Origin of the sequence: Microcoleus sp., assembly GCF_041354475.1 — a bacterium.
Classification (GTDB): Bacteria; Cyanobacteriota; Cyanobacteriia; order Cyanobacteriales; family Microcoleaceae; genus Microcoleus.
This window is the reverse complement of record NZ_JBGJZU010000038.1, coordinates 13,805-39,811: the sequence shown is the minus strand read 5'-3', so window position 1 is coordinate 39,811 and position 26,007 is coordinate 13,805. Positions and strand designations below refer to the sequence as shown.

Here is a 26,007-nt window from a genome sequence, read left to right as displayed (position 1 = left end):
GAGCCACATTAACGGTTTGAGGGCCGACAACTGCTTGAGATGCTGTAGCAGTGACGGTGATTGCTGTGGTTCCTGTTTCGGTGCCGGTGGTGGGGCTAACTGAGAGGTTGACTGTGGGGAAGTCGTTATCGGTAATTGTGACGTTACCAGTAGTAGTAGTTCCTAATGTCAAGCCAGCAGAAGGATTAGAAATTGTGAAAGTGCCTGTTTCGGTTCCTTCAATTAAGGCATCATCATTGATATTGACGGTAAATGAACCTGTGGTTTGACCGTTAGGAATGGTAATGCTAGTGGGAATAGTGCCTGTGAAGTCAGCAGGAAGTGCCGTACCGGAAAGAGCCACATTAACGGTTTGAGGGCCGACAACTGCTTGAGATGCTGTAGCAGTGACGGTGATTGCTGTGGTTCCTGTTTCGGTGCCGGTGGTGGGGCTAACTGAGAGGTTGACTGTGGGGAAGTCGTTGTCGGTAATTGTGACGTTACCAGTAGTAGTAGTTCCTAATGTCAAGCCAGCAGAAGGATTGGAAATTGTGAAAGTGCCTGTTTCGGTTCCTTCAATTAAGGCATCATCATTGATATTGACGGTAAATGAACCTGTGGTTTGACCGTTAGGAATGGTAATAAGAGTGGGAATTGCGCCTGTAAAGTCAGCAGGAAGTGCCGTACCAGTTAATGCTAAATTAACTGTTTGAGCGCCGACGACGTTTCCTTCGGCAGTGGCGGTAAAGGTGATGGCTGTTTGAGCAGCTTCGCTGGCGGTATTGGTGCTAGCAGTGAGGTTTACTTTTGGTGCGGGAATGGTGATATTAAAGGTAGCTTTGTCGGAAAGGTCAACACCGCTATTCGCTGTGCCGCCGTCATCTTGCAGTTGGACTTCTACGGTGGCAGTTCCGGGTTGACCGTTGGGGGTGTAGGTCAGCGTGCCATTATTTGCAACTGTTGGTAAGGCCGTAAATAAAGTGTTGCCGCTGGTGATGTTAACCGTGTAATTTTTAACAGCTTGAGTTACTTCATTGGCGGGGCCGAAAGTAATGCTATTTACCCAATTGTTGACGGTTTGAGCTGTATTTGTCCATGCTGTTAGGGTTTGGTTGCCTAAGTTTGTGAAGCTGGGTTTGTCGTTAACTGCGGTAACGGTGATGGCTGCGGTGTTAGCGGCTGTGCTGATACCAACGTTGATGCTGGTATTGGCGGTTGCACCATTAGTACCGACGACTTGATCCCAAGCACGGAAGGTGAGGGCGTTGGTGACAGTGCCGTTGTAGTTGGCGGTTGTTGGTTGAAAGTAGATGCGGGTACTGGCATCTGCTGCCAGTAAGCGGGCGTTGGTATTGGTTACTGCGCCCAAGGCGTTCCAGGTTGTACCGCCATCTGTGGTGTAGAACCAAGTGCCGTTAGTCGTGTCGGTGGCAGTGAGGGCGATGCCGACCAATGCCCCAGTGTCGGGATCGGTGATGTTTGTACCTATCGCCACAAGGCTGGAAATTAGGGTACCGACAGCACCCACCGGCGCGGGTGCGTCTTCTAGGACAGAATTGAGGGTAACAGGGGTATTGTTAAGGACGGGTGCAGTGTTGATACTGCCGTAGATATCGTTGTTATTGGGGGTGGTGTTTGCGTTATTAGCAGCAGTATTGCTCGTGGTGCGGAGATAACCAACAACACTGACAGTGGGAGGAGTTGTTGGCATTCCCTGAGTGTTGCCTTGGGTGGTTTGTGCGGTTTTTGCGGCTGCATCCAACACAAAAATTGCGCCTCCCAAAGCTTGGCCGTTATTCGCTCCAGTGCCGCCTGTTGTGTTGTTGTTGTTGAAGGTATTATTCTGTAGTGTTAAAGTGCCTTCCCTGACAAAAATCGCGCCACCCAATCCTCCTCCACCACCACCAGGAAGAGCCGCGGAATAGGCTGTAGTACCGCCACCTGCGCCACCGCCAAAGCCACCTGCGCCTGGGTTGTTAGTGTTAATACTCACACCGCCGCCACCGCCAAAGCCACCTCTGCCACCTGAGCCAGCAGCAGCACCGCCGCCGCCACCAAAGCCACCCCAACCACCATTCAAAAAGGCTTGGTTGCCAGCAGAACCGCCGCCACCACCGAATGCACCGTTGCCTCCGTTGGTGAAGTTCCAACCGCCGCCGCCGCCGCCGCCGCCCGTGCCATTACCGCCAGTCGTGCCACCATTACCGCCAGGACCGCCGAGGCCGCCGAAAGCCCCGCCAGACCCACCAGCTCCACCGTTGTTAGCGTTAAAGTTCCCGCTGCCGTTGCCGCCAAAACCTCCGCCGCCGTTGCCGCCAGCAAAGCCGGTGCCACCTCCGCTGTTACCGCCAAGACCGCCACCGCCGGCTAAGAATTGATTATTATTGGCGCTGCTCCCGCCGATCGCCTGGTTGGTCGAAAAAGTGACATTATTAATTGTCACATTACCGTTATAGACAAATAACGCGCCACCCATGCCAGCCGCGCCGCCGCCGCCACCGCTGGCAGCAGTGCTGCCATTTCCTCCTTGGGCTCGTCCTCCGGCTATACTCATATCGGAAAAACTGACGGTTCCAGACAGCACAAAGAAGGGACGAACATCACCAACGTCATTGGTGCCGTTGTTATTGACATCCCCACTGACGGTGAAACCGCCTCCAATAAAGGCGATATTGCTGTTAATTAGCTGATTCGGAGTCCCCGTCAGCCTGACATTTGTGGCGAGGGTAATAGTATCATCTACCCCCACCGAATTATTCGCCTGCAAAATAGCCCAACTCAGGGTATTTGCTGTCCCGCCTGTCCCATTATCGGTTGCCACCGTGACATTATAATTGAGCAACACACCGTCATAAGCTTTCATCGCCTCTTGATTAAACGGCACGGCTGCTTCTATCTTGCCCATTGCTATTTCTAAATCCCAGTCGCCACCTTTAGCAGCATTTCCCGTCAAATTGTCAGAAGCTGCAATATCGGCGCCTGTTATTTCGCTCAATCGCTTGACAAAATTCTTGCCAGTGTCTCCTGCTGCTGCATCGCATCCATATAATAGGATGTCGCCGTTTTCTGTTATGGCATTTCCCCACTGTTTTAGCTGACTGCTGAAATTTTCTATATCATTCCCATTCAGTCTATCTGCACCGAGTTTTAAACTGCCTTTACTGCCGTGAGAAAGGATATGCACGGCTTCAATATCTTTTTGATTGGCTAAGGCATTGGTAATTTGCTCGATCGCGCTCAAATTTTCATTTTAAATGAAAATTTGAGCGCGATCGATGTTTTGAATCAGGCTTTGATAATCCTCTACAGAAGAGTCTACGAAAATGATTTGCTTGTTCGGGGTTGATGAGTTCATAGTTGGTGATATTTTGGGGATTTAGTGTTTAAGTGGTTTTAACTGGTTCCCAGACTCCAGCCTGGGAACCCATATCACTCTTGCTCTGCCTCGAAGAGAGAAAAGGGAAAGGTCGGCAGAGCCTCCCGATCAGCATTACCAGGCTGGAGCCTGGTAACGAGTAGAACCCAGTCAGAGATTGCTGTTTGACTTTTAAATCTAGATCCCCCCTAGCCCCCCTTAAGAAGGGGGGAACAGGAGTCTTCTCAAAGTCCCCCTTCCCCCCTTGGGGGGGGCTAGGGGGGGGTGGGGATTTAGGGGGATCTAGACTCAGGTAAAAACGAGATTTATCAAGGCTTTCAGGCTTAAGTTGACACCAATGGGCGATGCCGTTTCCCTACACCAAAATAATCATGTTAGAGGTTTATTTAGCTTTCGCGACTATAGCGCTGGCACGACTATTTGTTGAATCTATCCAGAAAGATAAGCTATCAAATCGATCGAATAAGTCGGGTGGTAAAACCGTTTGTCTCGGTTTAAATTCGACTATTTGACGCACTTGATGCAATCCTTTCGTGTTGAGTCGATTATCGAATTCTGGCTCTTGATATTGAACATTCTCGAAGTCATGCTCGAAAGGTTCTTCGCCCAGAAATTGATAAATTAGCGACATTGTTTTAGTCGGGTTTATGGTTAACAGTTCGTAATCTACCAGTAGAATAGATGCACTTTGTTCGCTATAAAATGCTTCTTTCAAAGCGTTGTAAGCATAACCAACTAAGCGTGTCCCTTGGCTTAATGCCTCGGTGCGGCTGTAGACTGTGGCCCGTTCCGCTGGATTATTAAATAACCGGGAAACATCAAAGGCATTGCGCCGAATCAGTAGCTCGATGCTGTCCATAATCCAGGCAACATTTCTCACACAGCAAATGACTTTTGCTTCAGGAAATAGTTCCCGAATTAAGGGCAGTTTGCTGCACCAAAGACGATTAGTGTCAAAGATGATTTCTTTTTCAACTTGCGGGTGGTAGTAAGCAGAAAAGATGCTCATAATCAGCGCCCGTTTTTGTTCAGGGGAAATGAACGCGGAAAACTCGTTGTCTTCGCTCATCGCTTCCAGCATTCTCTCTACTAAACCCCCCACTGGGCTAGTCATGGTCGCGTGAAAACGGGGATTTTGGCGCAGCAAAGCTGCCAGCAAGGTAGAGCCTGAGTGTGGTAGTCCTGAGATGAAGTGGGCTTTCACTGGCCTGGTGTTGCAATGGGTTTGTCTAAATCATCTGCGATTCGAGTGTATCATACTAAGGGAAGATTTTTTGAAATTATATGTTTATGTAATATTTGGTTACACAAATTCCAGGTTTACGATATCTTTATAATTTAGAGATGGTGAGTTTACTTGGGATTTCTAGATTGTGTAACAGTTAAAAAAGACAAAATTCAGGATGGAAAGGAATTAATATTACTCATAGCCAGGACACTCCAAGAGCCCATTGGTGTCAACTTAAGCCTGAAAGCCCGCCAAGTTCGTTAGTCATCCCGCCAGTCCGACAGGGGTTGAAACCCCTGTCTAATAGCTAAAGTCCTCTCAAAGAGGACTGAAGAGAAGAATCTCAACTCATTAGTCCTCTTTTAGAGGACTTTAGCTTTGAGGCAGGGGTTTCAACCCCTGCCGGACTATTGGTTGTACCTTAAGTTGACACCAATGGGCACGCTTGAGTGTCCCTACCATGATTAATTGTAGGGACACGGCATTGCCGTCTCCTCTGTTTATTTTGGTGTAGGGAGACTTGCCAGCCAAATTGGATAACTAGAAGAATCCTCTGTTGTCAACCTTTGCGCCTGATAATTTTTGCTAGTCCAATTAGTTACTGTTTGCAGACTTTCTGTCAAAAAACTTTCGCTTCCAAAGGCTTCAAATCCCAAAGTCCACGACGGAGTACCATTAATATTCAATTGGTTGATTTCTACTATGCAGCCTTGGGGTATTGGGGCTTCTACGGGGACAGACATGAGCACACCAGGGGCAGAAACTTGGTAAAGACGCTGTGCTCGTTTTTTCTTGACCTTCACCCATTTTCCTGTGGCGATCAAATCCGCCGGCAGTGGGCCCATTGTGTCGGCACAAATCCACTTCAGCCACTTCTCGGCTTTCCCTTCCCAGCGATTTCCGAACTGCATCGCCCCCAATTCTGCCTGTCGCCACTTTACTTGTAAATTTTTCCCGCGCAGTTTCACTCCCAAGTAGTCGCAGCCCGGTATCAGTAAATATAAGTCTTCTCGTTCTTCTGGTGGCGACAGATACCCGCCCAGACTTTCGCTTCCAAACCATTGACCGATCGCCTTTGGTAACATTCCGTTACAAAACCACCGCATTTCCAGACTGGTCCGCATAATTTTTCCTCTCTTCCCAATTTTTCTTCAAACCCAGACTGGATTTGCTAGATGCCTTCGACTCTTGAACCTCGCTGACTCTATCCTCCCCCGTCGGGGGCCCAGAGTCTACTGTCCTGAGTCTGATCTGGGCCCCAAAAAAAACTTTCTCACATTACTTTACATATCTTCATTAGTCTGTTACATTTATTTACAGTACAAGAAAAGCAATTTAGGAAAAAAACATGACTAACAAAGGCTTAATGCTGGACGACCAAGGTAAAATGAACAATTTTGCGATCGAGCCTACAGTATACGTCGATGACGAACCCCGCACCGGCTTCACCCCCTACGCCGAACGCTTAAACGGCCGCCTCGCCATGATTGGTTTTGTCTCACTGCTGGCTTTGGAAGTTTCCACCAAGCATGGGCTGATTACCTGGTTAACTCACATTTAATGATTTTCTTAAAAATTAAACTGGACAGCTATGGGTTGTAAGCGCTAGGCAAACTGCAATCCATAGCTTAACTGTTTTTAGGGGCAAGGTTTGGTGGGATAATTAAAAATAAATATTTAACTGTCATTCGATCGCAAAAATAATGATCAAACGAATTGTAACCATACTTCTGGTGGTGTTCAGCCTCACCTTGACCAGTTGTGTATCTAACGTTGTCGGACTCAAAAGCCATGTTGATACTGGCGATGGCTATCAGTTTCTCTATCCCAACGGCTGGCTACCGATTGCGGTTCCTAATGGCCCGGATGTGGTATTTCGCGATTTGATTCAGCAAACTGAGAATGTGAGCGTAGTCATCAGTCCAGTCACGGGAGATAAAACTCTGGCGGATTTGGGAACACCATCGGAGGTTGGTTACAAACTTAGCAAAAATGCGATCGCCCCGCCAGATTCCGGCCGCGAAGCTGAGTTAGTCAATGCTGAATCTCGTGAATCGCGATCGAAAAACTATTACATTTTAGAATACGCCGTCAAGCTTCCAAACCAACAACGGCATAACTTAGCAAGCGTAGCCATCAGCCGTGGCAAACTATTTACACTCAACATTTCCACTACGGAAGAACGTTGGCCGAAAGTTAAAGAAGCTTTCGAGAAAGTAGTTAAGTCTTTTTCTGTTTATTAGTTATTGGGAATTGGGCATGGGGCATTGGGAATTGGGCATTGGGAATTGGGCATTGGGCTTGCGATGGCAACTGTCAACTGTCAACTGTCAACTGACAACTGTCAACTGTCAACTGTCAACTGTCAACTGACTTCTTAGCTTATGAAAAAACCAACTTTTGTATTAGCCTCAGCTTCCCCAGCACGCCGCCAACTGCTTAAAAATGCTGGAATTCAAGCTGTAATTTGCCCAAGCGATTTTGATGAAGGGCAAATTGAAATGAGGGATGCTGCTAAATTAGTCCAGGTTTTAGCTGAGGGAAAAGCTAATGCTGTAGCTGAGTTTTTGCGGGGTAATTCTCATCCCCAAATTCCTCATCCTAATTCCTGTTTGGTGTTAGGATGTGATTCAATTTTGGTGATTGATGGGGAAATTCACGGCAAACCGCAAGATGCCGAAGAGGCAATTTCCCGTTGGCAGAAAATGCGGGGTAAAGTAGGTGAATTGTATACTGGCCATGCTTTAATTGATAATAGATTTGATGATTTCAATGAGGCAATGGATCGATCGATCGTTCGTTGTCAAGTTACAAAAGTTTATTTTGCCGAAGTTACCTCGCACCAAATCGCGGCTTACGTCGCTACGGGGGAACCTCTCGCCTGTGCTGGCTGTTTTGCACTGGAAGGTAAAGGCGGTTTTTTTATTGAAAAAATCGAAGGCTGTCACACGAATGTGATTGGTTTGAGTTTGCCTTTGTTGCGGCAAATGCTCCGGGAGACGGGATATGATGTGGCGGATTTTTGGCAATCTTAATGTTTGCTGGATTTATGTCACGAATCGGTCTACGCATCTAACTCAAGAAACCGGGTTTTTTGGGGTTTCTACGACTGTAATGAATGTTGTCGCAAAAACCCGGTTTCTGGCCTACGCATCAAAACAAAAGAAACCGAGTTCTTTCGCCGATTTGCTGTCTATTCCACTGCATAACCCGTATATTTCCGCATAAAAGGTGGCTGAAATCCCCAAACTATATCTTCCTTTGGAATTCCTGCTATTACTAAATCCTCAGCAATATCATCTTCAGTCGCATTCCACTGAAGCCAAATTTTTCCACGCTTGATATCAATGTGAATGCTACAGTGATGTACCCTCTTTTGGTCATCCCAACCCACCAGGAAGACTTGGTAGTGATCTCGTTCTGTATCAAATATTGTCTCGACTTCAATGTCTCCGTGAGCCGGCTTGCGATTGCCATGCTCCCCCAACATCTGCTGCACGATTTGTCGATATTTTATTAATTTATCCATTCTACAATTGCCTCACTTGCTATATCGTAAACTATCATAGGGCATACCTCACCACGCTTGAGAACCGCTATAGCAGTATTTTTACTAACGTCTAATAAAGTATTCTCGTAAAAACCCGGTTTCTGGCCACCCGCGCGTCATCTAAGAAACCGGGTTTTTTGGAGTTTCTAAACTGTAACCAAGTATTCTCGTAAAAACCCGGTTTCTGGCCTACGCATCTAAACCCAAAGAAACCGGGGTTTTTTCACAAATTCTATCCAAGGGCGATCGCACTATCAGACACAGAGGTAAACTGAAGTTGACTCGGCGAAACATCTTTCACCAAGCCCAAAATATTGCCAGTGCTCGCTTCTCGAATCACCGTCGCCTTAGTGTTTAAAAATCTAAACTCAGTAGTTATAATGCTTCCTGGAGGAATCGGCCCGCTGCTGTCGTAATCTCTGGCATCACCAATTGTTAAAAACCGTTCAGTCAAAACAAGATCATTTCGCGTCAATCCTCCCGCCAATCCAATTACATCTCCTTGAGATGGATTGTAATCGAGAATAAAATCTGCTGGCACTTGTTCTACATTAGAAGGAAAAGTCCCAACTGGACGAGGTTGCTCAGAACCAAATTCTCTCGAAGTTGCTCCAGATTCTCTTCTAATTACAAACAAATCTGAGCCTTCTCCTCCCCAAAGTCGATCAATTCCAGCATCACCAGTTAGAGTATCGTTGCCACTTTCTCCTACTAAAGCATCATTGCCTTTGCCGCCTCTCAAAAAATCATTTCCCGTGCCTCCGTAAGCGTAATCATCGCCTTGATCTCCACTGAGAATATCGTTGCCACATTCTCCATAAAGAATGTCAGAATCTTGACCACCACGAATAGTGTCGTTACCGCAACCTCCGATTAAAGTATCTCTGCCGCTGTTACCATTAATTAATTCCGCAGCACCGGAACCTCGGACAAAATCGTTGCCACTCAAAGCCCGCAAACCTCCAGGAGTATTGCGGAGAATTCCGTTGGCTAATTGAACTACATCGTCATTGGCGGTGAGGTCAAAAAAGTTGGGGTCGCCTTGATTTGGCAAGGGGCCAGTTAATAATTTGATGTTGGGGGGATCTGGAATAATTGGGCTGGATATTTCAGCTAATGCTCTAATTTCTCCGAGATTTGTTTCTAACATCTTAGATTTATTCTATTTTGATTTATTTTGTTGACACTTTGATTTATGGAAAGGTTCCAAGTGGAGGCCTCTTAGTTGTCCGTGAGTATATTTTGGCTAACCTTAGCAGTGATGGCATGATTTATAATACATAGATAATGTTTTTTGTCAATGCGTAAGTCCTAGATTTACCTAATCTTTACATTTACCCAACCAAAAATTAGCCGAACCTTTACAGCATTACACCTAAAAGAGAGTTATAAACATAGCAACAGACAAACAGTCATCCCTCGGAGGCATTATTATGGCGAAGGCAGCTTGGAAATTTTTAATCAGCACTTCATTAGTGGCTAGCATGAGCGCAATCACAGCGGCCTCATCTTTTGCCGCATCTTTAACAAACCCTACTGTCTCTGGAACCGCCGGCACTGACTACTATCTCTACAAACAAGTTGGTAATCAAACGGTTCACGACGACTCCGCCTCTTTATCCACTGTATTACAAGGTTCCGCGGCGAGCCCTGGCGGCAACGTTGAACTGTTTGCCAATAGCGAAACGAGCTTGTACACGACTCCCGGTTCTTCTGTCGGTCTTACCAACTTCAAGACGGCTCCCATTACGAGCTTGACCGGCTCCCTCTTCGGCATGAATCTTATCCTCAGCAGCCTGAATGGGGCAGACTGGTTTACAACCAAAACAGGGACCTATGACACCAGTTATGGGGCAGATAACCTCGCTAACAGATGGTTTAAGGATGTCTTTGCTGCTAACGGGTTCAGCAGCGTGATTAATATATTCGGTTCAACCATCTATAATACCGGTTTAAATGCAGGCCTCTTCCAACGATTCAGTGACCCCAACGTTTCTTATGTGAATCAGGACACCGCTACCAGTGATATTAAGATTGGCTTAGCCGGTCACTTCGATGCAAAAACACTATTACTAAAAGCCCTACCGTCTAGTGTCGTGGCGAACTTTGGCACCACACCGCTACAAGCGAGCGAAGTTATCAAACTAACCTACGGCGGCGTGACTCAATACAAGTACAGCTTTAGCGCCACGGGGTCGGGACTGACAGCCTCAGACGACGGAATTTCTCACAACGGCAACTACGAACTCACAGTCCAACCAGTACCAGAACCCACCACGATGTTAGGACTTGCTCTTGGCGCGAGTGGTTTGTTGGCGGCTAAGCGCAAGCGGAGCAAAACCGCCTAAATTTTTCTACTAAGCTCCTTTTTGTTGTGATATCGTTTCCGGTAGCATGGGAATTCTTAGCCAAAATTAGCACACGGCAGTGCCCATTGGTGTCAACTTAAGCAGTTGACCCCCAAATTTCTTGCTCAAAAGTGGCATTCTCTCTATGCCGCTTTCGCTCTTGTTTAATCAAACCCAACATTTTATGATGCTCGACTAAGTAGGTGACTGCATCTTTCATTTTCCCCCTTAACAAAAAACTTTCCGCTATCAGTAAAAGCGTCAAACCACACAAAATTAAAAAATCCTCGCGTCAAAAATTAGCAGTCCCCCTATCGGCAATCTTTCTAATAGTTGTTCTGTCCACATATCCCGATCCCCCTAAATCCCCCTTAAGAAGGGGGACTTTGAATAAATCTTGTCCCCATCGGCGCATCGCCCAAATCTGCAAATATTTTGAATTATGAAGCAATAATTCTGAGGATAGCGTAATCTATTAGCGATCGGCATTCAGTGACCAAGCACTAACTGAATGCTAATTGTCATGGAACCTTGAGTTAAGTCAGGAATCGTTAATATGCTAGACACTGCGATCGAATCTATTCAGGCCAGAGAAATCCTCGACTCCCGTGGCCGCCCCACGATTGAAGCGGAAGTTTACCTAGCCAACGGTGTTGTCGGACTCGCCCAAGTCCCCAGCGGCGCGTCTACAGGCTCCTTTGAAGCCCATGAGCTCCGCGACGATGACAAAAAACGTTACGGTGGTAAAGGGGTTCTCAAGGCTGTTGACAATGTTGAACACAAAATTGCGCCTGCTTTGATTGATTTAGATGCGATCGACCAAGAATTAATCGATCGAACCATGATTGACTTGGATGGTTCCCCCAACAAGTCCAACCTGGGCGCAAATGCCATTCTCGGAGTCTCCTTAGCCACAGCAAAGGCGGCGGCCGAGACTTTAGGACTCCCCCTTTACCGCTACTTGGGTGGCACCTTGGCGAACGTTCTACCCGTGCCTCTGATGAACGTGATCAATGGCGGTTCCCACGCGGACAACAATGTGGACATTCAAGAGTTTATGATTGTGCCGGTGGGAGCACCATCTTTTAAGGAAGCTTTGCGCTGGGGAGCAGAAGTATTTGCTAGTTTAGCTAAAGTCTTGAAAGACAAAAATTTGCTGACTGGTGTTGGTGATGAAGGCGGTTTTGCTCCTAATTTAGGCTCGAATCAGGAAGCTTTGGATTTGTTGATGATGGCAATTGAAAAAGCTGGCTACAAACCGGGTGAACAAGTTGCTTTGGCTTTGGATGTTGCTGCTAGCGAATTTTACAAAGATGGGCAATACACCTATGATGGTGTGGCTCATTCCCCAACAGAATTAATCGATTATTTAGCTGGTTTGGTTGGTCAATATCCGATCGTTTCCATTGAAGATGGTTTGCATGAAGACGATTGGGATAGTTGGGTAGCGCTGACTGAAAAATTGGGCAGTAAAGTTCAATTAGTGGGTGACGATTTGTTTGTGACTAATCGTACACGCCTCCAAAAAGGGATTGATTTGAAAGCGAGTAATTCGATTTTGATTAAGCTGAATCAAATTGGTTCTTTGTCGGAGACTTTGGATACGATCGACTTGGGTAAACGTAACAGTTATCGCTCGATTATCAGCCACCGTTCCGGTGAAACTGAGGATACCACCATTGCTGATTTAGCAGTAGCGACTCGCGCTGGTCAAATTAAGACTGGTTCTCTGTGTCGCAGCGAACGGGTGGCTAAATATAACCGTTTATTGCGGATTGAGGCTCAATTGGGCGATCGGGCAATTTATGCTGGTGCGATCGGTTACGGGCCAAAGTAAAATTTGGCAATTGGGAATCCTCGTTCCCAGGCTCTGCCTGGGAACACAGATCCAGAGGCTCTGCCTCCAATTTTCAGATCGAAGAGCGAGGCAGAGCCTCTGGATATCGGTTCCCAGGCAGAGCCTGGGAACCAGTTAATTCTCAATTAAGGGTAAAAAGCCAATTGAGGTAAACCCAAAGTTTCTTCCCAGCCCATCATCAAGTTCATGCACTGGATGCCTTGTCCGGCTTGACCTTTAATTAGATTATCGATCGCCGACATCACAATTACTCTGTCAGTACGCGGATCTACTTCCACGCCTATGTAACAAAGATTCGTGCCACAAGCCCATTTTGACTGCGGATAAACCCCAGCCGGCAACACTTTCACTAAAGGAGAATTGCGGTAAAAAGCACTGAAAATGGTGATTAAATCTTCCCGTACCAATCCCGGATCGCGCAAATTTGCGTAAACAGTTGCCAGAATTCCCCGCACCATCGGCATCAGGTGAGGAGTAAATTGGACTTTAATATCGTGTCCGGCTAAATCGCTACAAATTTGCTCAATTTCGGGCGTGTGGCGGTGGCGGCCCACGCCGTAAGCGCCTATGGAATTGTCAGCTTCTGCCAACAATAGATTAATTTCGGCTTTGCGGCCTCCTCCCGAAGATCCAGATTTGGCATCGATAATTGCTGTTTCTGGAACGATGATACCTTGTTTGAGCAAGGGTGCCAGGGCTAATAAACTAGCGGTGACGTAGCAGCCAGCACAGCCGACTAATTGAGCGTCTTTAATGCGATCGCGATACAATTCTGGTAAACCATAAACAGCCGTTGCTGCTAGAGCAGAGTCCGAGCGATCGCCACCGTACCAAGCTTTGTAAGTGTCAAGATTTTCAAACCTGTAGTCAGCCGACAAATCCAAGACTTTGCAGCCTTTTTCGATTAGTGTCGGTGCCATTTGGTAAGCCAAACCGTTGGGTAGCGACAGAAACACAACTTCACATTTAGCCGCTATTTTATCTAAGTCGATCGCCTCGACTGTCAAATCAACGCAGTTAGTCAAATGCGGATACAGGCTGGAATAAGGTTTTCCCGCACTGCTATCCCCGCCCAAATACACGACTTCGGCCGCTGGATGATCCGCTAGCAATCGCACAAGTTGCACGCCGCCGTACCCTGAAGCGCCGATAATGCCTACAGGCACACGTCCAACATTTCCCATTTTCTTTTATCCCTCAGCCCTTGAAATCTAAAAAACGCTTTAACTTTTGCTGCATTGTAGTATCAAATGGCAACTTTGGTGGTCAAGAATTGTTTTTTTTTGTTATGGAGGTGCGGTGGCGATGCTGAGAAACCCTAGAATTGACAAACGGGTGTGCGATCGTGTTATAAAACTACTAATCCCCGACCTCAAAACCGGAGATTAACATTGTTCACTCATGCCCGTTGGCTCAAAGCTCTTGCCTCGAACCTATTGCGTCAACATCCATCCGTTAAATCCGTTAAATCCGTTATATAATCCGCTGCCGAACTTCCTATGGGCATAGTTGTCGAAAACGTATCAAAACAGTTTGGCAGTTTCCAAGCACTCGATCGAGTCAGCTTAGAAATTGAATCCGGTTCCCTAGTCGCATTACTAGGCCCATCCGGTTCAGGCAAGTCTACCCTGCTGCGACTGATTGCCGGCTTAGAAATGCCCGACTCCGGCAAAATCTGGCTCACAGGCCAAGATGCCACCAATACCAGCGTCCAAGACCGCAAAATTGGGTTTGTGTTTCAGCACTACGCCCTATTCAAACACATGACAGTGCGGAAAAATATCGCTTTTGGGCTGGAAATTCAGAAAACAGCACCTGCGAAAGTCAAATCGCGGGTAGAGGAATTGTTGAATTTGGTGCAGTTGGGAGGATTGGGCGATAGATACCCGTCCCAACTCTCAGGAGGTCAGCGACAGCGGGTAGCCCTAGCGAGAGCTTTGGCGGTGGAACCAAAAGTGCTACTGTTGGACGAACCTTTTGGAGCACTGGATGCCAAAGTTCGGAAAGATTTGCGTGCTTGGTTGCGACGATTGCACGACGAGGTTCACGTTACCACAGTCTTTGTTACCCACGACCAAGAAGAAGCGATGGAAGTTGCCGATCGAATTACAGTCATGAGTAAAGGTAAAATCGAACAAGTAGGAACACCCGCAGAAATTTACGACCATCCAGCCAGTGCTTTTGTCATGAGTTTTATCGGGCCTGTGAATGTATTGCCCAGCAGTTCCAGGATGTTTCAAGACAACGGCTTTGACTCAGCCAACCCGGAGATGTTCTTGCGCCCTCACGACGTGGTAATTGAAACTACAGAAAACAGTGCCACAGTACCAGCCAGAATCAGTCGCTTGATTCATTTAGGGTGGGAAATTCAGGTAGAATTAACTTTAGATGACGGTCAAGTAGTCAATGCTAATTTGACTAGAGAAAGGTTTGACAATTTACAGTTGCAGCCACAACAAAGAGTTTTTGTTAAACCCAAAGATGCTAAATCTTTTCCGCTTTTTTATTCAATTTAATCCCCATACCGATTTGGGATTTGGGATAGAAAATTTTGGATTGAACGAAGAGTAATTTGCCGGATTAATTATGACGAAATCCCCGACTTATTGAATAAGCCAGGGATTTAATAGGAGTTTGAGACTAACAATTCAAAACTGACAAATAAATTAGTCTTTGATCTTGCTAACAGCCTTTTTGACTTGTTGCTCAAAGGATGTAGCCCTGGTGTTGCCAGGATTCAGCATCTTTTCGCTGTCCGCAGATCCCTGAACTTCATTAATCCCTTCGTTGGCTTTTTTCTGAGTTTCTTCCATAGACATCGGGTCTTTTAAAACTGCTTTTTGAGCTTCTTTCTCAATGCCTAAAAGTTGGTCGGTAGCTTCTGTAAGTTTGCTAGTAACTGCAAAGGCAGGAAAAACGTTAGAAACAAACAACAATGTACAAAAACAAATTGCTACAAAACTGCGAACTAAACCCTTGACAGATAGATTAAAATTCATAAAAGACATACCAACAAGTTTCCTTTTCTAGATTTTTTTTCGCTGCGACAATTGTTAACAGGTTGATGATTACTCAAACCCTGGACAATATTAAGTTGAATTTTGAGAGAAGCAATAGCCTTGAGCAGTTGCCGTCTTTCAAATTGAACTAATATATATTTAACTAAACCAACAGGCGCTTGAAATCCTTCTCAGGGAATATTTTGAAAAAAGCACAAGGAATAGGGAAGAGGGAACAAGAAACAGGGACAAGACAGTGATGGGGACACACAGAGAGGATGAATTTATCTCAATTCCGGTTGCAGCGTCAGGTGATAGTTGCGAGCACTCTCCCCATCTCCCAGGGCTATTTCATTCTCTTGTAGGGGCAAACCCCCCGTGGTTGCCCCAATCTCACCAAACACATCCAAAATCGTCTGTGAGGGGGGTAGGCATTCTTGACACTACCTCTACACAATCATCGTTTTCTTGAGAATGAAACAGCCCTGCCCCCATTGGTGTCAACTTAAGCTGTCAGTCCGCCAAGTTCGTTGGTCATCCCGCGAGTCCAACAGGGGTTGAAACCCCTGTCTAATAGCTAAAGTCCTCTGAAGAGGACTGAAGAAATCATGAGTCCTCATAGCGAGGACTTTCGCTTTGAGGCAGGGGTTTCAACCCCTGCCGGACTATTGGTTTTACCTGGTTGTTGACACTAATGCCCTGCCCCATCTTCCCTTCTATCTTCGGCTTAAATTGACGTTACTGGCGCACGGGAATTTGGTATTCTGCTAGATAAGTCTTAATTTGTCCCACGTTGAGTTGGCCGTAATGCAGCAGCGAAGCTAGCAGGGCTGCTTCGGCTTTGCCTTCAGTCACTGCTTGGTAGATGTGGTGGCAGTTGCCCGCACCACCGGAAGCAATGACTGGAATTTCGACTGTTTCAGCGATGCTTCTAGTTAAATCCAAGTCGTAGCCAGCTTGAGTGCCATCAGAGTCCATACTTGTCACCAGCAATTCGCCCGCGCCACGTTTTTCGGCTTCCTTTGCCCAGGCGACGGCATCTTTGCCCGTATTTTCTCGCCCTCCGCGCACGTACACATCCCAACCGGGATGATCTGCGTCTTGTCGTTGGCGCGCGTCGATCGCCACTACAATACACTGATTGCCAAATCGATCGCTAGCTTTGTCGATCAAACTTGGATCGCGCACCGCCGCTGAATTAATACTCACCTTATCGGCACCAGCCCTCAATAAACTTTTAATTGTATCCAAGGATTGGATACCACCACCCACTGTCAAAGGGATAAAAACTCGATCGGCAGTCCGGTACACTACATCAATAATAATGTCCCGGTCTTCATGAGTCGCAGTAATATCCAGAAACACCAACTCGTCCGCACCAGCATCATTGTAAACCTGTGCCATTTCTACCGGATCGCCAGCATCTTTAAGGTTGACAAAATTGACACCTTTGACGACGCGGCCAGCTTTTACATCCAGACAGGGCAAAATTCTTTTCGACAACATAAAATTATTTGGTTTCTATTTGAACAAGGGTTGCTGCATGGGCGTAACTTTTGGCAGCAACAATAGATAAGCTCGCTTGTGGGTGCCCTAGAATTCGGTCATACTAAGTCAGTCCGGTGCATCGTAAATCGACTAAACAATCTAAAATTTTAGAATAGGGGATTTGAGTTTTTTTAGCCAAACTATCAATTATAAAACTCCCGGTCAATCTAAAATTGCAAGTGTAGAACTTTAAATCGGTCGAATTGATGTCGTTTCTAAGACTGTGGTGACTTTGCAAACGAACCCACATATGGTACTTCGCACAGAAGGTGGCAATCGCTACTTGCCCCTGGCTGGCAGCAATTGCTGGACAGTAGGGCGGAGTGATGACAATAATTTTGTGTTAGTCGATCGCTGGATTTCCCGGAATCATGCGATGTTACAGCAAATGGAAACCGGAGAATTTTACCTGATCGACTTGGGAAGCCGCAATGGTTCTTTTGTCAACGGGCGGCGGGTAAGTATTCCGGTGACACTCAAAAATGGCGATCGGCTGATGTTTGGTCAAACCGAATTAGACTTCTATGACCCAACCGCTAGTCGCCAACTGCCTCAGACCTACGACACAGACTCCGATGATTTTACAGCAACTTTAACAGTCCGCAGCCTGATTAGTGTCATGGTAATGGATATTAGAGACTTCACGGTGCTGACTCGGCAGCTAGACGAAACTATCCTGTCGGAAGTGATTGGGAGTTGGTTCCGTTCTTCAGGACACATCATTCGCAAACACGGTAGTTGGGTAGACAAATACATCGGCGATGCGATCATGGCAGTGTGGTTCCACAAAACCGATGGTGTGAGTAATGAAGAAATGATGCTAATTTGTCAAGCATTGAGCGAACTGCACAAGGCAACGGATGAACTGAGCACTCGTTACCCCCTGCCTTTTCCTTTGCGAGTCGGTGTGGGAATTAACACTGGTTATGCAATGGTAGGAAATTCTGGTAGCAGCGATCGATCGGACTACACAGCCTTGGGAGATACTGTCAATGCTGCGTTTCGCTTGGAATCTTGCACGAAGGAACTGGGTAAGGACATCGCCGTAGGACAAACTACCTACAAATACCTGCGGGAATTGGGGGCAGAGAGCGCTTTCGATCGCCACGTCGTGGATTTGAAAGGTTACGACACTCCGACAGTGACTTACGGGAGTACCTATAGAGACTTGGACACTTTTTTGAAATCCATGGGCAAGAGTTAGCCAAGAATTCGGACTCCGCGCCCGTGCCCGATTTCTTGCGAAAACTGCATAAGCAAAATGGTAATCTCTACATAAATGCTGTGTATTAAATTGGGAGACATAACTTCATGAAACGATTAGGTCGTCTATTGGCAATATTGGGCTTAGTGCTGGGCTGCTTCGCCTGGGCTGGGGACCAAAGCGCGATCGCGGCTTCTTTGAGCCGTCTGGTATTGCCATCATCATCGCTGATCGCCGTGGAAGCGCCGACGAGAACCAATCGCGCCGACGAAAAGCTGGCCACAGAATTTGGCAAAAAACTGGATTTGAACAACAGCGGTGTCCGATACTTTCGGGAATATCCAGGGCTGTATCCCACTTTAGCTCGACTAATTATTAAGAATGCTCCTTACGAAAAAGTTGAAGATGTACTCAAAATCTCCGACTTGACAGAAGCTCAGAAAAAGTTGTTGCAAGCTAACCTGGACAAATTTACAGTTACCGATGTTGAATCAGTCTTTATTGAAGGAGACAACAGATTGAACAATGGTCTCTACGACTAGAAAGCCAAAGTCACCCGCAAGGATTTTGGATTGAACGAAACTTTGGGATACAAACCCCGTCAGTCGCAAGACGGCTGAGTCATCAAGCAGAAGTCAGAATGCCAAAAGCTGAAAATAAAAAAAATCTTGAGGCTGATGACTTCTGCTTTCTACTTGATGTCCCACTTCACTAAAAAGCAAGTAGAAAGCAGCAATAATAAGCAATAATATCCCCTCAATCATGAGCATTATTTCATCAAAAATCAAGCGCTCAAAATGAGATTGTTTGAGTAAATTAACTCCGTTTTATTGATTGTTATTCCGGGATGCAACCGACCTAGGTAAGATCGAATTTTCCGGTGCGTCAGGTAGGTTTTTTGAACAATTTTTAGGGCTTAGGCAAAGTAGAGCACCTTAGCAATGGTGACAATTGCGTCCAGGACTGTAGCAGAACTCTCTCATAAACATTGCTATAGTTAAGTAAGAAGCTATACAAACTTTCATCCGCGCAGGCGGACTTGAAAAGTCTAACCACTGCGGAGTAATGACTGACAAATTTGACGTATTGGTTGTAGGTGCCGGGGCGGCCGGTCTGTACACGGCACTTTGCCTCCCAGAACACTTGCAGGTGGGTTTGATTAATAAAAACACTCTGCCTGTTTCTGCTAGCGATTGGGCCCAAGGAGGGATTGCTGCGGCGATCGCCCCGGAAGATTCTGCGGCACTCCACGTTCAGGATACACTCGTAGCTGGGGCTGGCCTTTGCGACTCGGAAGCGGTGAAATTTTTAGTAGCAGAAGCGCCTGAGTGTATTGATGCTTTGGTAAAAATGGGCGTTGCATTCGATCGCACCGGGACAGATTTAGCACTCACCCTAGAAGCAGCCCACTCCCGCCGCCGCGTACTCCACTCAGCAGACACCACCGGCAAAGCAGTGGTGAGTACCCTGACAGCAAAAGTATTGAGCCGCCAAAATATTCAACTGCTTTCTCCTGCATTTGCACTCAGTCTGTGGCTAGACGACACCGGGCGCTGTCAGGGGATTAGCGCCATTTGTGGCTCTACTGTCAAGTGGTTGCGGGCTCAGGCCGTGGTGCTAGCAACTGGGGGTGGCGGACAGGTATTTGCTCAAACCACCAATCCGTCAGTAAGTACCGGAGACGGGGTAGCAATTGCATGGCGCGCCGGAGCCCTGCTGCGAGATTTAGAATTTGTGCAGTTTCATCCTACAGCCTTGACTAAACCGGGCGCGCCTCGGTTTCTGATTAGCGAAGCGGTGCGGGGAGAAGGGGCTCACTTGGTCGATAGTAAAGGATATCGGTTTGCTTTTGACTATCACCCTTCGGGTGAACTTGCTCCTAGGGATGTTGTCAGTCGTGCTATTTTCCGCCACTTGCAGAAGACAGGGGAACCTCATGTTTGGCTGGATTTGCGCCCGATTGCGGTCGATCGACTGCGCTACCGGTTTCCGAATATCATTCAAGTATGTGCTGATTGGGGAATTGACCTGTTTTCCGAACCTGTACCTGTCACCCCAGCCGCCCATTATTGGATGGGAGGGATTATCGCCGATCGGTTCAACGAAACTTCGATTCCGGGTTTGTACGCCGTGGGAGAAACTGCCAGCACGGGGGTACATGGTGCTAACCGATTGGCGAGTAATTCCCTGTTAGAATGTCTAGTTTTTGGCTCGCAAATGGCGCTGTTGAAGGTAGAAAGTATCAGCGACAAGGCTGTTGAGGATGAGGAAGATTCACCGGAAATTATCGCAAAATCGATTCATGTTTCTGACATTGAGGCGATCGAAAAGTTACGGATCGATCTGCCGAATTTAGTGTGGCAGAGTGCGGGAATTTGTCGTGGCCAAAGGGATTTGGAAAGTGCGATCGGTCAAGTGGAAATTTGGCGACAAGAATTTGCCTCTTTGTCTTTGAGTCAAATGCTTAATAATTTACGGCCTGGACAAATTCTCAATTTTTCCCCTACTGATGTAGAAAACAGTGTACTTTTACGAAATTGGGGAGAAGTTGGCAATTTATTGGATATTGGCTACTTAATTCTCAAAAGTGCTGCTTTCCGTACTGAAAGTAGAGGTGGTCACTACCGACTTGACTATCCCCTCAGTCACCCTGATTGGTGCAGGCACACTTTAATTCATGATTGCCATTGGTATAAATCTGGCCCTGTTTCCCAACCACAGGACAATTGAGAGCGTTTCCGGTTGTATTGGAATGATTTAACCGCAGAGAACACAGAGGACACAGAGGGAGAGATGGGGAGCTGTTTAGCGGGTGCCCGTACCGTCACTTTTCGGGTTCCCATTCGGGTCTGGTTCGTATTGTGAGTAATTTTCAAACCTAAAGTTATTGGAAGCTGTCCAGGTCGATCGACCTGCTGTGAAGTTACCAGTCGAGTTGCAGACTTGTCCAGCAGTAAGCGCTGGTCTGTCCATATTCACTTGCAGACACGTAGCTAGCGTTGCCATGGTTGTGAGCCGAATCAAAGTACCCATAGTGTTTATTCCCGTTGATGCACTTCCCTGAAAACTATTATATCTAGTAAATTAAGTAAATTCACTGATGTCTTGACTTTTTTGTAAACGAACCTAGTAAAAATGCTGAAACCCTTTGAAATAAACGCTTGTTCAGTTATTTAAATTTTGTGTTGAATTGGGATTTTGGCAAATTTTAATATTACTTGAAATTAAGAATCAAAATTGTTGAATAAGTTTCACTATCATTAAAAATACATCAGGGGGTGTTGCACCAAGGGGGTGTACTACCACCGTAGAGGGTGTCATACATCGGGTAGCATCTTGTCAGTAGGGTTGAAGACTAAAATATTTTTTTAGACACTGCTTAACATTCAGAAATAAAACTTAAAGTGTCTTAACATAGGGGAATTGTATTGGGTGCATCCCGATTTTGCATAGGCGAAGCATGACCGCAGACAATTCATTAGTGATAACCAGAGATTTACAGCGGTCATGCTTCGCCCCTACGAATATATTTACAAAATTGAGATGCACCCAATTGCATTTCTCTTCCTTCTGATGGCCGATCGCCTACTTCAATCAAACTGATATTGATTTTTACCAAGTTTCTTAGCACGATACATTGCAGTATCAGCATTGTTCACCAACACATCTCGATCTTGAGTATCCACGGGATACAAACTAATACCAATACTTGTACTTACAGAAACTGTATGTTCTTCTAATATAAAAGGTTGCTGAATTGTGTCGCGTATTTTTTCAGCTACTGTTGCAGTTTCCTCGCGACCGGGAATTCCCGGCAAAATGACTGTGAACTCATCGCCACCCAATCTGCTGATAGTATCGCTGCCACGCAAGCAACGTTTGAGGCGATCGGCAACTGCTTTTAAAAGCAAATCGCCAATGTTGTGTCCGAGAGTGTCATTAATTAACTTAAATCCATCTAAATCTAAAAATAGTAAAGCTACCAATTCATTATTAATCAATGCTTTTTCTAGAGATTGATTCAATCGTTCATAGAAAAATTTACGGTTGGGCAAACCCGTGAGAGCATCATGATCGGCTTGGTGACTAAGTTCAGCATTTTTTTGCAGGAGTGCTTCTTCCAAGCGCTTGCGTTCAGTAATATCTCTGATAATTCCCACCAAAAATACATTGCCGGCGGCATCTTTATGGAGTGACCTTTTAGTAGCAGTGAGATGGGTGATGCCGTGAGTATCGGTAAATTTTTCTTCATTTTCTAGCTGTAAATTAGTGGTTAATACTAATTCGTCTTGTTCCCAAAATATATCTGCTTCGGATTTGGCAAATAAATCATAATCGGTTTGAGAAATAAGCTGCTCCAAAGCAGCACCAATAAATTGACAATAGGCCTGATTTAAAACCACCAGTCTGTGATTTTTATCTTTGACAAATATCGGATCGGGAATTGTATCCATTAAGGATTGTAAAAATTCTTTAGACCGTTTCAATTCTTCTTGCAAGTGAGCCAGATAACCGACAACTGCGACTCCGGAACCTAAAAGACTGAGGATTGGGGGAATTAATGGTAGCCACCAACCAGCTAAGAAACCTAAGTAAACAGTGATACTTACAAAGGTGGTGATTGTCAATAAGCACCAAGCCGATCGACTAAGCGATCGCAACTTCCAGCTCACACTTGCTCCTACCCAAGACCATAGTAAAATCCATAGCCACTCCGCAGAGTCTGACCAAACATGAATACTCCCACGCCCATCAACGGATGCACTCAAAATTTGACTCAAGAAATGAGCCTGAAGTTCAACTCCCGATATTTCCTGGGGAGATGCGAACAAGCTATGGCTGTAAGCAGTTTGATGAAAGTCTTTGAGGCTAGTTGCTGTTGAGCCGATCAAGACAACGCGCGATCGCACAAAATCCGCTGGTACTTTGTCAGAAAGCACGTCACTCAAGGACACAGCGTGAAAACTGCCTAATCGGCTGCGCAGGGAAACCAAAATTTGATAACCCCGGCTATCCGATCGCACATAAGCACCATCATTTTGTTGAAAAGGCTGAAACACCCCCTTACCTAACTGCAAGTATTTAGGATTCACGGAGGCTGGCTGAGGGGAAACCCCTTCGCTGTCGAGATAAAGCAAAGCCAATTTGAGTGCGAAACTCTGGTGAGTTTTGCCATCTCCAGGCCAAGCGTAAAGCAACATTCGGCGCACCTTACTGTCAGCATCGATGACTACATTGTTGAAACCAACTCGATCGAACTTGTTCAGTAACGGAGGTGGCCGAACTCCCAAGCGCGTTTCGTCGGCCATCAACTCAATCCCGACTAAGTTAGGAATAGTTGTAAAAGTTTTGAGTAATTGGGGATTACCGGGTGGAGTTGGCAAATCTCGGTAGATGTCAAGACCGATCGCCCGCGGTTTACCAGCATTTAATTTTTGCAGCAATTGGGCCATCACACCATCAGAAATGGGGTAGCCGTACTTTTGCAAGTCACGTTCCCCAATTTCGACAATGACGATGCGATTGTCCGTTGCTTCTGCCGGGCGCCAGCGCATAAATTGGTCAAAAGCTGCCCATTCCCATACCTGCAAAAGTCCGCTACAGCGAACTAAGATGACCGTACTGGCGGCCACAGTTGCAGTAATCAATACCCGACGTTCTTGGTAAAGCCATTTTTTGAGAATTGCCCGCATAGGTTCAGGTAGAAGCTCGATCGGAACAATCCAAAATTTTAATCCAAAATTGTTTGACCCATCCTATCCAAATGTAGATGTAAACACGGGGATTGCCCTTACGGTACTTTGAGAAAATTGCGCGGACCGCTGTAACCAGACAATTCTGCAAGTTGTTCTAAAGATTTAGTCCCAGAATAAAACTGACCTTTAATCTCCCAAGTAGGGAAACCTTTGACGTTAGCAGCAGCAGCTTGGCAAATTTCGGCGCGAGAATTTTCTCCTTTGGGATCGCATTCGACATAATCAATTAATTTTGCTGCTTCTCTGCCAAACAGCATTTTTTGCTCGTAGCAGTGAGGACACCAGTAAGCACCGTATTCCTTAGCACCAATTTGTGTCAGATGTCGGGCTAAAGCCATTTCCGCAGGTCCCGATGTGGTAGTGACCAGAGGAGCGGCTATACCGGGCTTAGAGACAGTCACAGCAGGTGCTTTGACACTGTTGTAAAGTCCCAAGACGGAGATCGCACTCACCATGGCCACGACCATGCCTGTAAACACGAGTTGACCAATATCTTCCCACTCGCGGCCGACTAAGGTCAACACAAAGAGGGAGAGGGAAAACACCGCTGAACTGACACAATAAATGCACAGTTCCTGAATTTCAAAAGCCATCAAATACATCAAGTAACTGCTGAAAATTACCATCGCAGCAGTGAGGACAAATAGCCCTTGCCAAGTCCTATTTTCTAGTTGAGAGTACAGTCCTTTATTGGTATCTGGATTTACAGCTTTGGGAGCGAATGCCAGAATTCCTATAGTCAAGTAAGCTAAACAACCTAACAAACTTAAAGGTACTACGCCAAAGACTGTAGCGTAGGGGCTGTTGAGAACTTTGTCGCAGCCGCTGGTGGGACAAATTACTGAGCCTGTTGTGAATTTAGCGATCGTGAGATAGGTAGTTTCTACGACGCCGATGGCTGCGATCGCAGCCATTATAGTCCTAGACGAGCGATGAATCCAAGGGGTTGAACGTCGGCGAATCATTGTTCGATTTGGTAATGGATAATTGGCAATGGGTAATAGGGAATGGGGAATCGGGAATGGGGAATCGGGAATTGGTGCTTTTGTCACTGTGAATTCTGAGTTTTCAGTTATTGCCCGCTACCAATTACCCATCACCGATGACCTCATTCCCTATTACCCAAGGCTAATTTTAGATTTTACTTTTGACTTTACCCAGTTCCGGTATCAGCCCGCCAGAGCCATTAGCCTCGCTGTTTTGCTCTTTGTGAGACAAGCTGCGGCGGGCGGCTTCTACAAACTGACTGACGCGAATCGGATCGATGGGATTATCGATGCGCCCGTTTCGTTTCAAGGAACTAGAGACGATGACACCATCAGCAGCTTGCATGAGTGTGGAAATGTTTTCCCAGGAGGCACCGCTACCGATGAAAACTGGAATTCCGGCTGCTGCTAAACTGGCCATTTCTAATTCTTCGAGATTAGGAGGGCTACCAGTGGTAGGCCCGGAGAGGATCACCGCGTCTGCTAAGGCGCGTCCGATCGTCTCTTGGATGGCTGTGGTCAAGTTAGGGCTACCAAGGGGTTGCCCATGCTTGACTAACACGTCTGCTAATATTTTGACATCGCTACCCAATTCCCGTCGGTAGCGCAGTAGCTGGTGAGCTTGACCTTCAATTAAGCCTTGGTCTGTGGCCATAGTGCCGTTGAGGACGTTGACGCGGATGAATTGAGCTCCCGTACAGGAGGCGATGGCGATCGCGCTGTGGGCATCGTTTCGCAGCACATTGATGCCGATGGGCAATGTCACCAGATTGGTTAGTCTCTCGACGATCAGCGTCATGGCACTCACCACGGCTGGATCTACACTATTTTTGGCAAAAGGAGCATCGAAAAAGTTCTCGACTATGATACCGTTTGCGCCGCCAGAAGCCAGTGCTGTAGCCTCTTGCTCGGCTCTCCCGATAATTGCTTTGAGGTTCCCCCCCCAGCGGGGGGAAGTTGGTAGAGGCTGTAAATGTACGACACCGATTATGGGATTCGGCGTTTTGAATATTTGTTTTAAGTCCACGGGCTTTCCTGAAACCACCAAGTTGACGCTACGGCTGACGGCGGATTTTGACGGCATATTTTAGAATTCTATATCCACAAGGGCGATCGAATGACTCGAAATCTGGTTATATCTGTAGATCCGTCTGGCGATCGGCTGCTTTTGGTTG

Annotated in this window: 22 protein-coding genes and 1 pseudogene; 9 read left to right on the top strand and 14 right to left on the bottom strand. The window is 46.4% G+C overall.

The genetic code is table 11. The annotated features are described in order from the left end of the window. The 3 genes from ACBR23_RS15635 to ACBR23_RS15625 all read right to left on the bottom strand — a co-directional run. The coding region (locus ACBR23_RS15635) for a DUF4347 domain-containing protein (protein WP_371120980.1) at positions 1-3,220 on the bottom strand (3,220 nt) is incomplete at its 3' end. Positions 3,221-3,737: 517 nt separating this feature from the next. Next, entirely contained in the window at positions 3,738-4,559 is an 822-nt protein-coding gene (locus ACBR23_RS15630) for a sulfotransferase (RefSeq protein WP_371119868.1), read from the bottom strand. 524 nt (positions 4,560-5,083) lie between these two features. Then, positions 5,084-5,707, bottom strand: coding sequence for a hypothetical protein (locus ACBR23_RS15625; RefSeq protein ID WP_371117518.1), 624 nt, complete (start codon positions 5,705-5,707; stop codon positions 5,084-5,086). A gap of 224 nt (positions 5,708-5,931) precedes the next feature. Between ACBR23_RS15625 and ACBR23_RS15620 the strand changes: the two genes are divergently transcribed. The 3 genes from ACBR23_RS15620 (at position 5,932) to ACBR23_RS15610 (ending at position 7,618) form a co-directional block, all read left to right on the top strand. Next, complete coding sequence (locus tag ACBR23_RS15620) at positions 5,932-6,144, top strand: high light inducible protein (RefSeq protein WP_371119869.1); 213 nt, start codon at positions 5,932-5,934, stop codon at positions 6,142-6,144. A 142-nt stretch (positions 6,145-6,286) separates the two neighbouring features. After that, a complete protein-coding gene (gene psbP / locus ACBR23_RS15615; protein WP_371119870.1) occupies positions 6,287-6,826 on the top strand; it encodes a photosystem II reaction center PsbP in 540 nt (179 codons plus the stop codon). Between the two features lie 141 nt (positions 6,827-6,967). Then, on the top strand, positions 6,968-7,618 hold the full coding sequence (locus tag ACBR23_RS15610; RefSeq protein ID WP_371117515.1) for a nucleoside triphosphate pyrophosphatase: 651 nt from the start codon (positions 6,968-6,970) through the stop codon (positions 7,616-7,618). 158 nt (positions 7,619-7,776) lie between these two features. Here ACBR23_RS15610 and ACBR23_RS15605 read toward each other — a convergent pair whose 3' ends face one another. Next, complete coding sequence (locus ACBR23_RS15605) at positions 7,777-8,112, bottom strand: XisI protein (RefSeq protein ID WP_341738358.1); 336 nt, start codon at positions 8,110-8,112, stop codon at positions 7,777-7,779. A 253-nt stretch (positions 8,113-8,365) separates the two neighbouring features. Next, complete coding sequence (locus ACBR23_RS15600; RefSeq protein WP_371119871.1) at positions 8,366-9,283, bottom strand: calcium-binding protein; 918 nt, start codon at positions 9,281-9,283, stop codon at positions 8,366-8,368. Positions 9,284-9,566: 283 nt separating this feature from the next. Here ACBR23_RS15600 and ACBR23_RS15595 point away from each other — a divergent pair, with 283 nt between their 5' ends. Further along, positions 9,567-10,481: an NF038130 family PEP-CTERM protein gene (locus ACBR23_RS15595; RefSeq protein ID WP_371117513.1), complete on the top strand. Its 915-nt coding sequence runs from the start codon at positions 9,567-9,569 to the stop codon at positions 10,479-10,481. 97 nt (positions 10,482-10,578) lie between these two features. Here ACBR23_RS15595 and ACBR23_RS15590 read toward each other — a convergent pair whose 3' ends face one another. Continuing rightward, complete coding sequence (locus ACBR23_RS15590) at positions 10,579-10,701, bottom strand: hypothetical protein (protein ID WP_341738379.1); 123 nt, start codon at positions 10,699-10,701, stop codon at positions 10,579-10,581. After that, positions 10,673-10,826: pseudogene (locus ACBR23_RS15585) on the bottom strand (IS4 family transposase); the annotation flags it as partial. The gene ACBR23_RS15590 and the pseudogene ACBR23_RS15585, both read right to left, overlap by 29 nt. Positions 10,827-11,037: 211 nt before the next feature. Between ACBR23_RS15585 and eno the strand changes: the two are divergent. Next, complete coding sequence (gene eno / locus ACBR23_RS15580; RefSeq protein WP_371117512.1) at positions 11,038-12,318, top strand: phosphopyruvate hydratase; 1,281 nt, start codon at positions 11,038-11,040, stop codon at positions 12,316-12,318. Between the two features lie 146 nt (positions 12,319-12,464). Here the strand turns inward: eno and argC are convergent, their stop codons facing one another. Next, positions 12,465-13,523 carry an N-acetyl-gamma-glutamyl-phosphate reductase gene (argC, locus tag ACBR23_RS15575; protein WP_371119872.1) on the bottom strand — a complete coding sequence of 353 codons (1,059 nt, stop codon included), beginning with the start codon at positions 13,521-13,523 and terminating at the stop codon, positions 12,465-12,467. A 315-nt stretch (positions 13,524-13,838) separates the two neighbouring features. On the opposite strand from argC, the gene ACBR23_RS15570 reads away from it, so the two are divergent. Then, positions 13,839-14,855 carry a sulfate/molybdate ABC transporter ATP-binding protein gene (locus tag ACBR23_RS15570; RefSeq protein WP_341738352.1) on the top strand — a complete coding sequence of 339 codons (1,017 nt, stop codon included), beginning with the start codon at positions 13,839-13,841 and terminating at the stop codon, positions 14,853-14,855. A 150-nt stretch (positions 14,856-15,005) separates the two neighbouring features. Here ACBR23_RS15570 and ACBR23_RS15565 read toward each other — a convergent pair whose 3' ends face one another. Together ACBR23_RS15565 and hisF are read right to left on the bottom strand one after the other, a co-directional pair. Next, positions 15,006-15,338 (bottom strand): low temperature-induced protein, encoded by a 333-nt coding sequence (locus tag ACBR23_RS15565; protein WP_371117510.1) that lies wholly within the window; start codon positions 15,336-15,338, stop codon positions 15,006-15,008. A 738-nt stretch (positions 15,339-16,076) separates the two neighbouring features. Beyond that, positions 16,077-16,844, bottom strand: a complete 768-nt coding sequence (gene hisF / locus ACBR23_RS15560) for an imidazole glycerol phosphate synthase subunit HisF (RefSeq protein ID WP_371119873.1) — start codon at positions 16,842-16,844, stop codon at positions 16,077-16,079. A gap of 292 nt (positions 16,845-17,136) precedes the next feature. Here hisF and ACBR23_RS15555 point away from each other — a divergent pair, with 292 nt between their 5' ends. The 3 genes from ACBR23_RS15555 (at position 17,137) to nadB (ending at position 20,820) form a co-directional block, all read left to right on the top strand. Next, the gene (locus tag ACBR23_RS15555) at positions 17,137-18,090 is read left to right on the top strand and encodes an adenylate/guanylate cyclase domain-containing protein (protein WP_371117509.1); all 954 of its coding nucleotides are present in this window, start codon (positions 17,137-17,139) and stop codon (positions 18,088-18,090) included. A gap of 107 nt (positions 18,091-18,197) precedes the next feature. After that, positions 18,198-18,632 carry a photosystem II complex extrinsic protein PsbU gene (gene psbU, locus ACBR23_RS15550; protein ID WP_371117508.1) on the top strand — a complete coding sequence of 145 codons (435 nt, stop codon included), beginning with the start codon at positions 18,198-18,200 and terminating at the stop codon, positions 18,630-18,632. 523 nt (positions 18,633-19,155) lie between these two features. Further along, complete coding sequence (nadB, locus tag ACBR23_RS15545; RefSeq protein WP_371119874.1) at positions 19,156-20,820, top strand: L-aspartate oxidase; 1,665 nt, start codon at positions 19,156-19,158, stop codon at positions 20,818-20,820. A 75-nt stretch (positions 20,821-20,895) separates the two neighbouring features. Here nadB and ACBR23_RS15540 read toward each other — a convergent pair whose 3' ends face one another. The 4 genes from ACBR23_RS15540 to btpA all read right to left on the bottom strand — a co-directional run bounded on the left by ACBR23_RS15540 (position 20,896) and on the right by btpA (position 25,859). Next, a complete protein-coding gene (locus ACBR23_RS15540) occupies positions 20,896-21,123 on the bottom strand; it encodes a hypothetical protein (protein ID WP_371118123.1) in 228 nt (75 codons plus the stop codon). Positions 21,124-21,680: 557 nt separating this feature from the next. Then, the gene (locus ACBR23_RS15535) at positions 21,681-23,783 is read right to left on the bottom strand and encodes a CHASE2 domain-containing protein (protein ID WP_371119875.1); all 2,103 of its coding nucleotides are present in this window, start codon (positions 23,781-23,783) and stop codon (positions 21,681-21,683) included. A 98-nt stretch (positions 23,784-23,881) separates the two neighbouring features. After that, the gene (locus ACBR23_RS15530) at positions 23,882-24,811 is read right to left on the bottom strand and encodes a vitamin K epoxide reductase family protein (protein ID WP_371119883.1); all 930 of its coding nucleotides are present in this window, start codon (positions 24,809-24,811) and stop codon (positions 23,882-23,884) included. A gap of 169 nt (positions 24,812-24,980) precedes the next feature. Further along, the gene (btpA, locus tag ACBR23_RS15525) at positions 24,981-25,859 is read right to left on the bottom strand and encodes a photosystem I biogenesis protein BtpA (protein ID WP_371119884.1); all 879 of its coding nucleotides are present in this window, start codon (positions 25,857-25,859) and stop codon (positions 24,981-24,983) included. Positions 25,860-26,007: the final 148 nt, after the last annotated feature.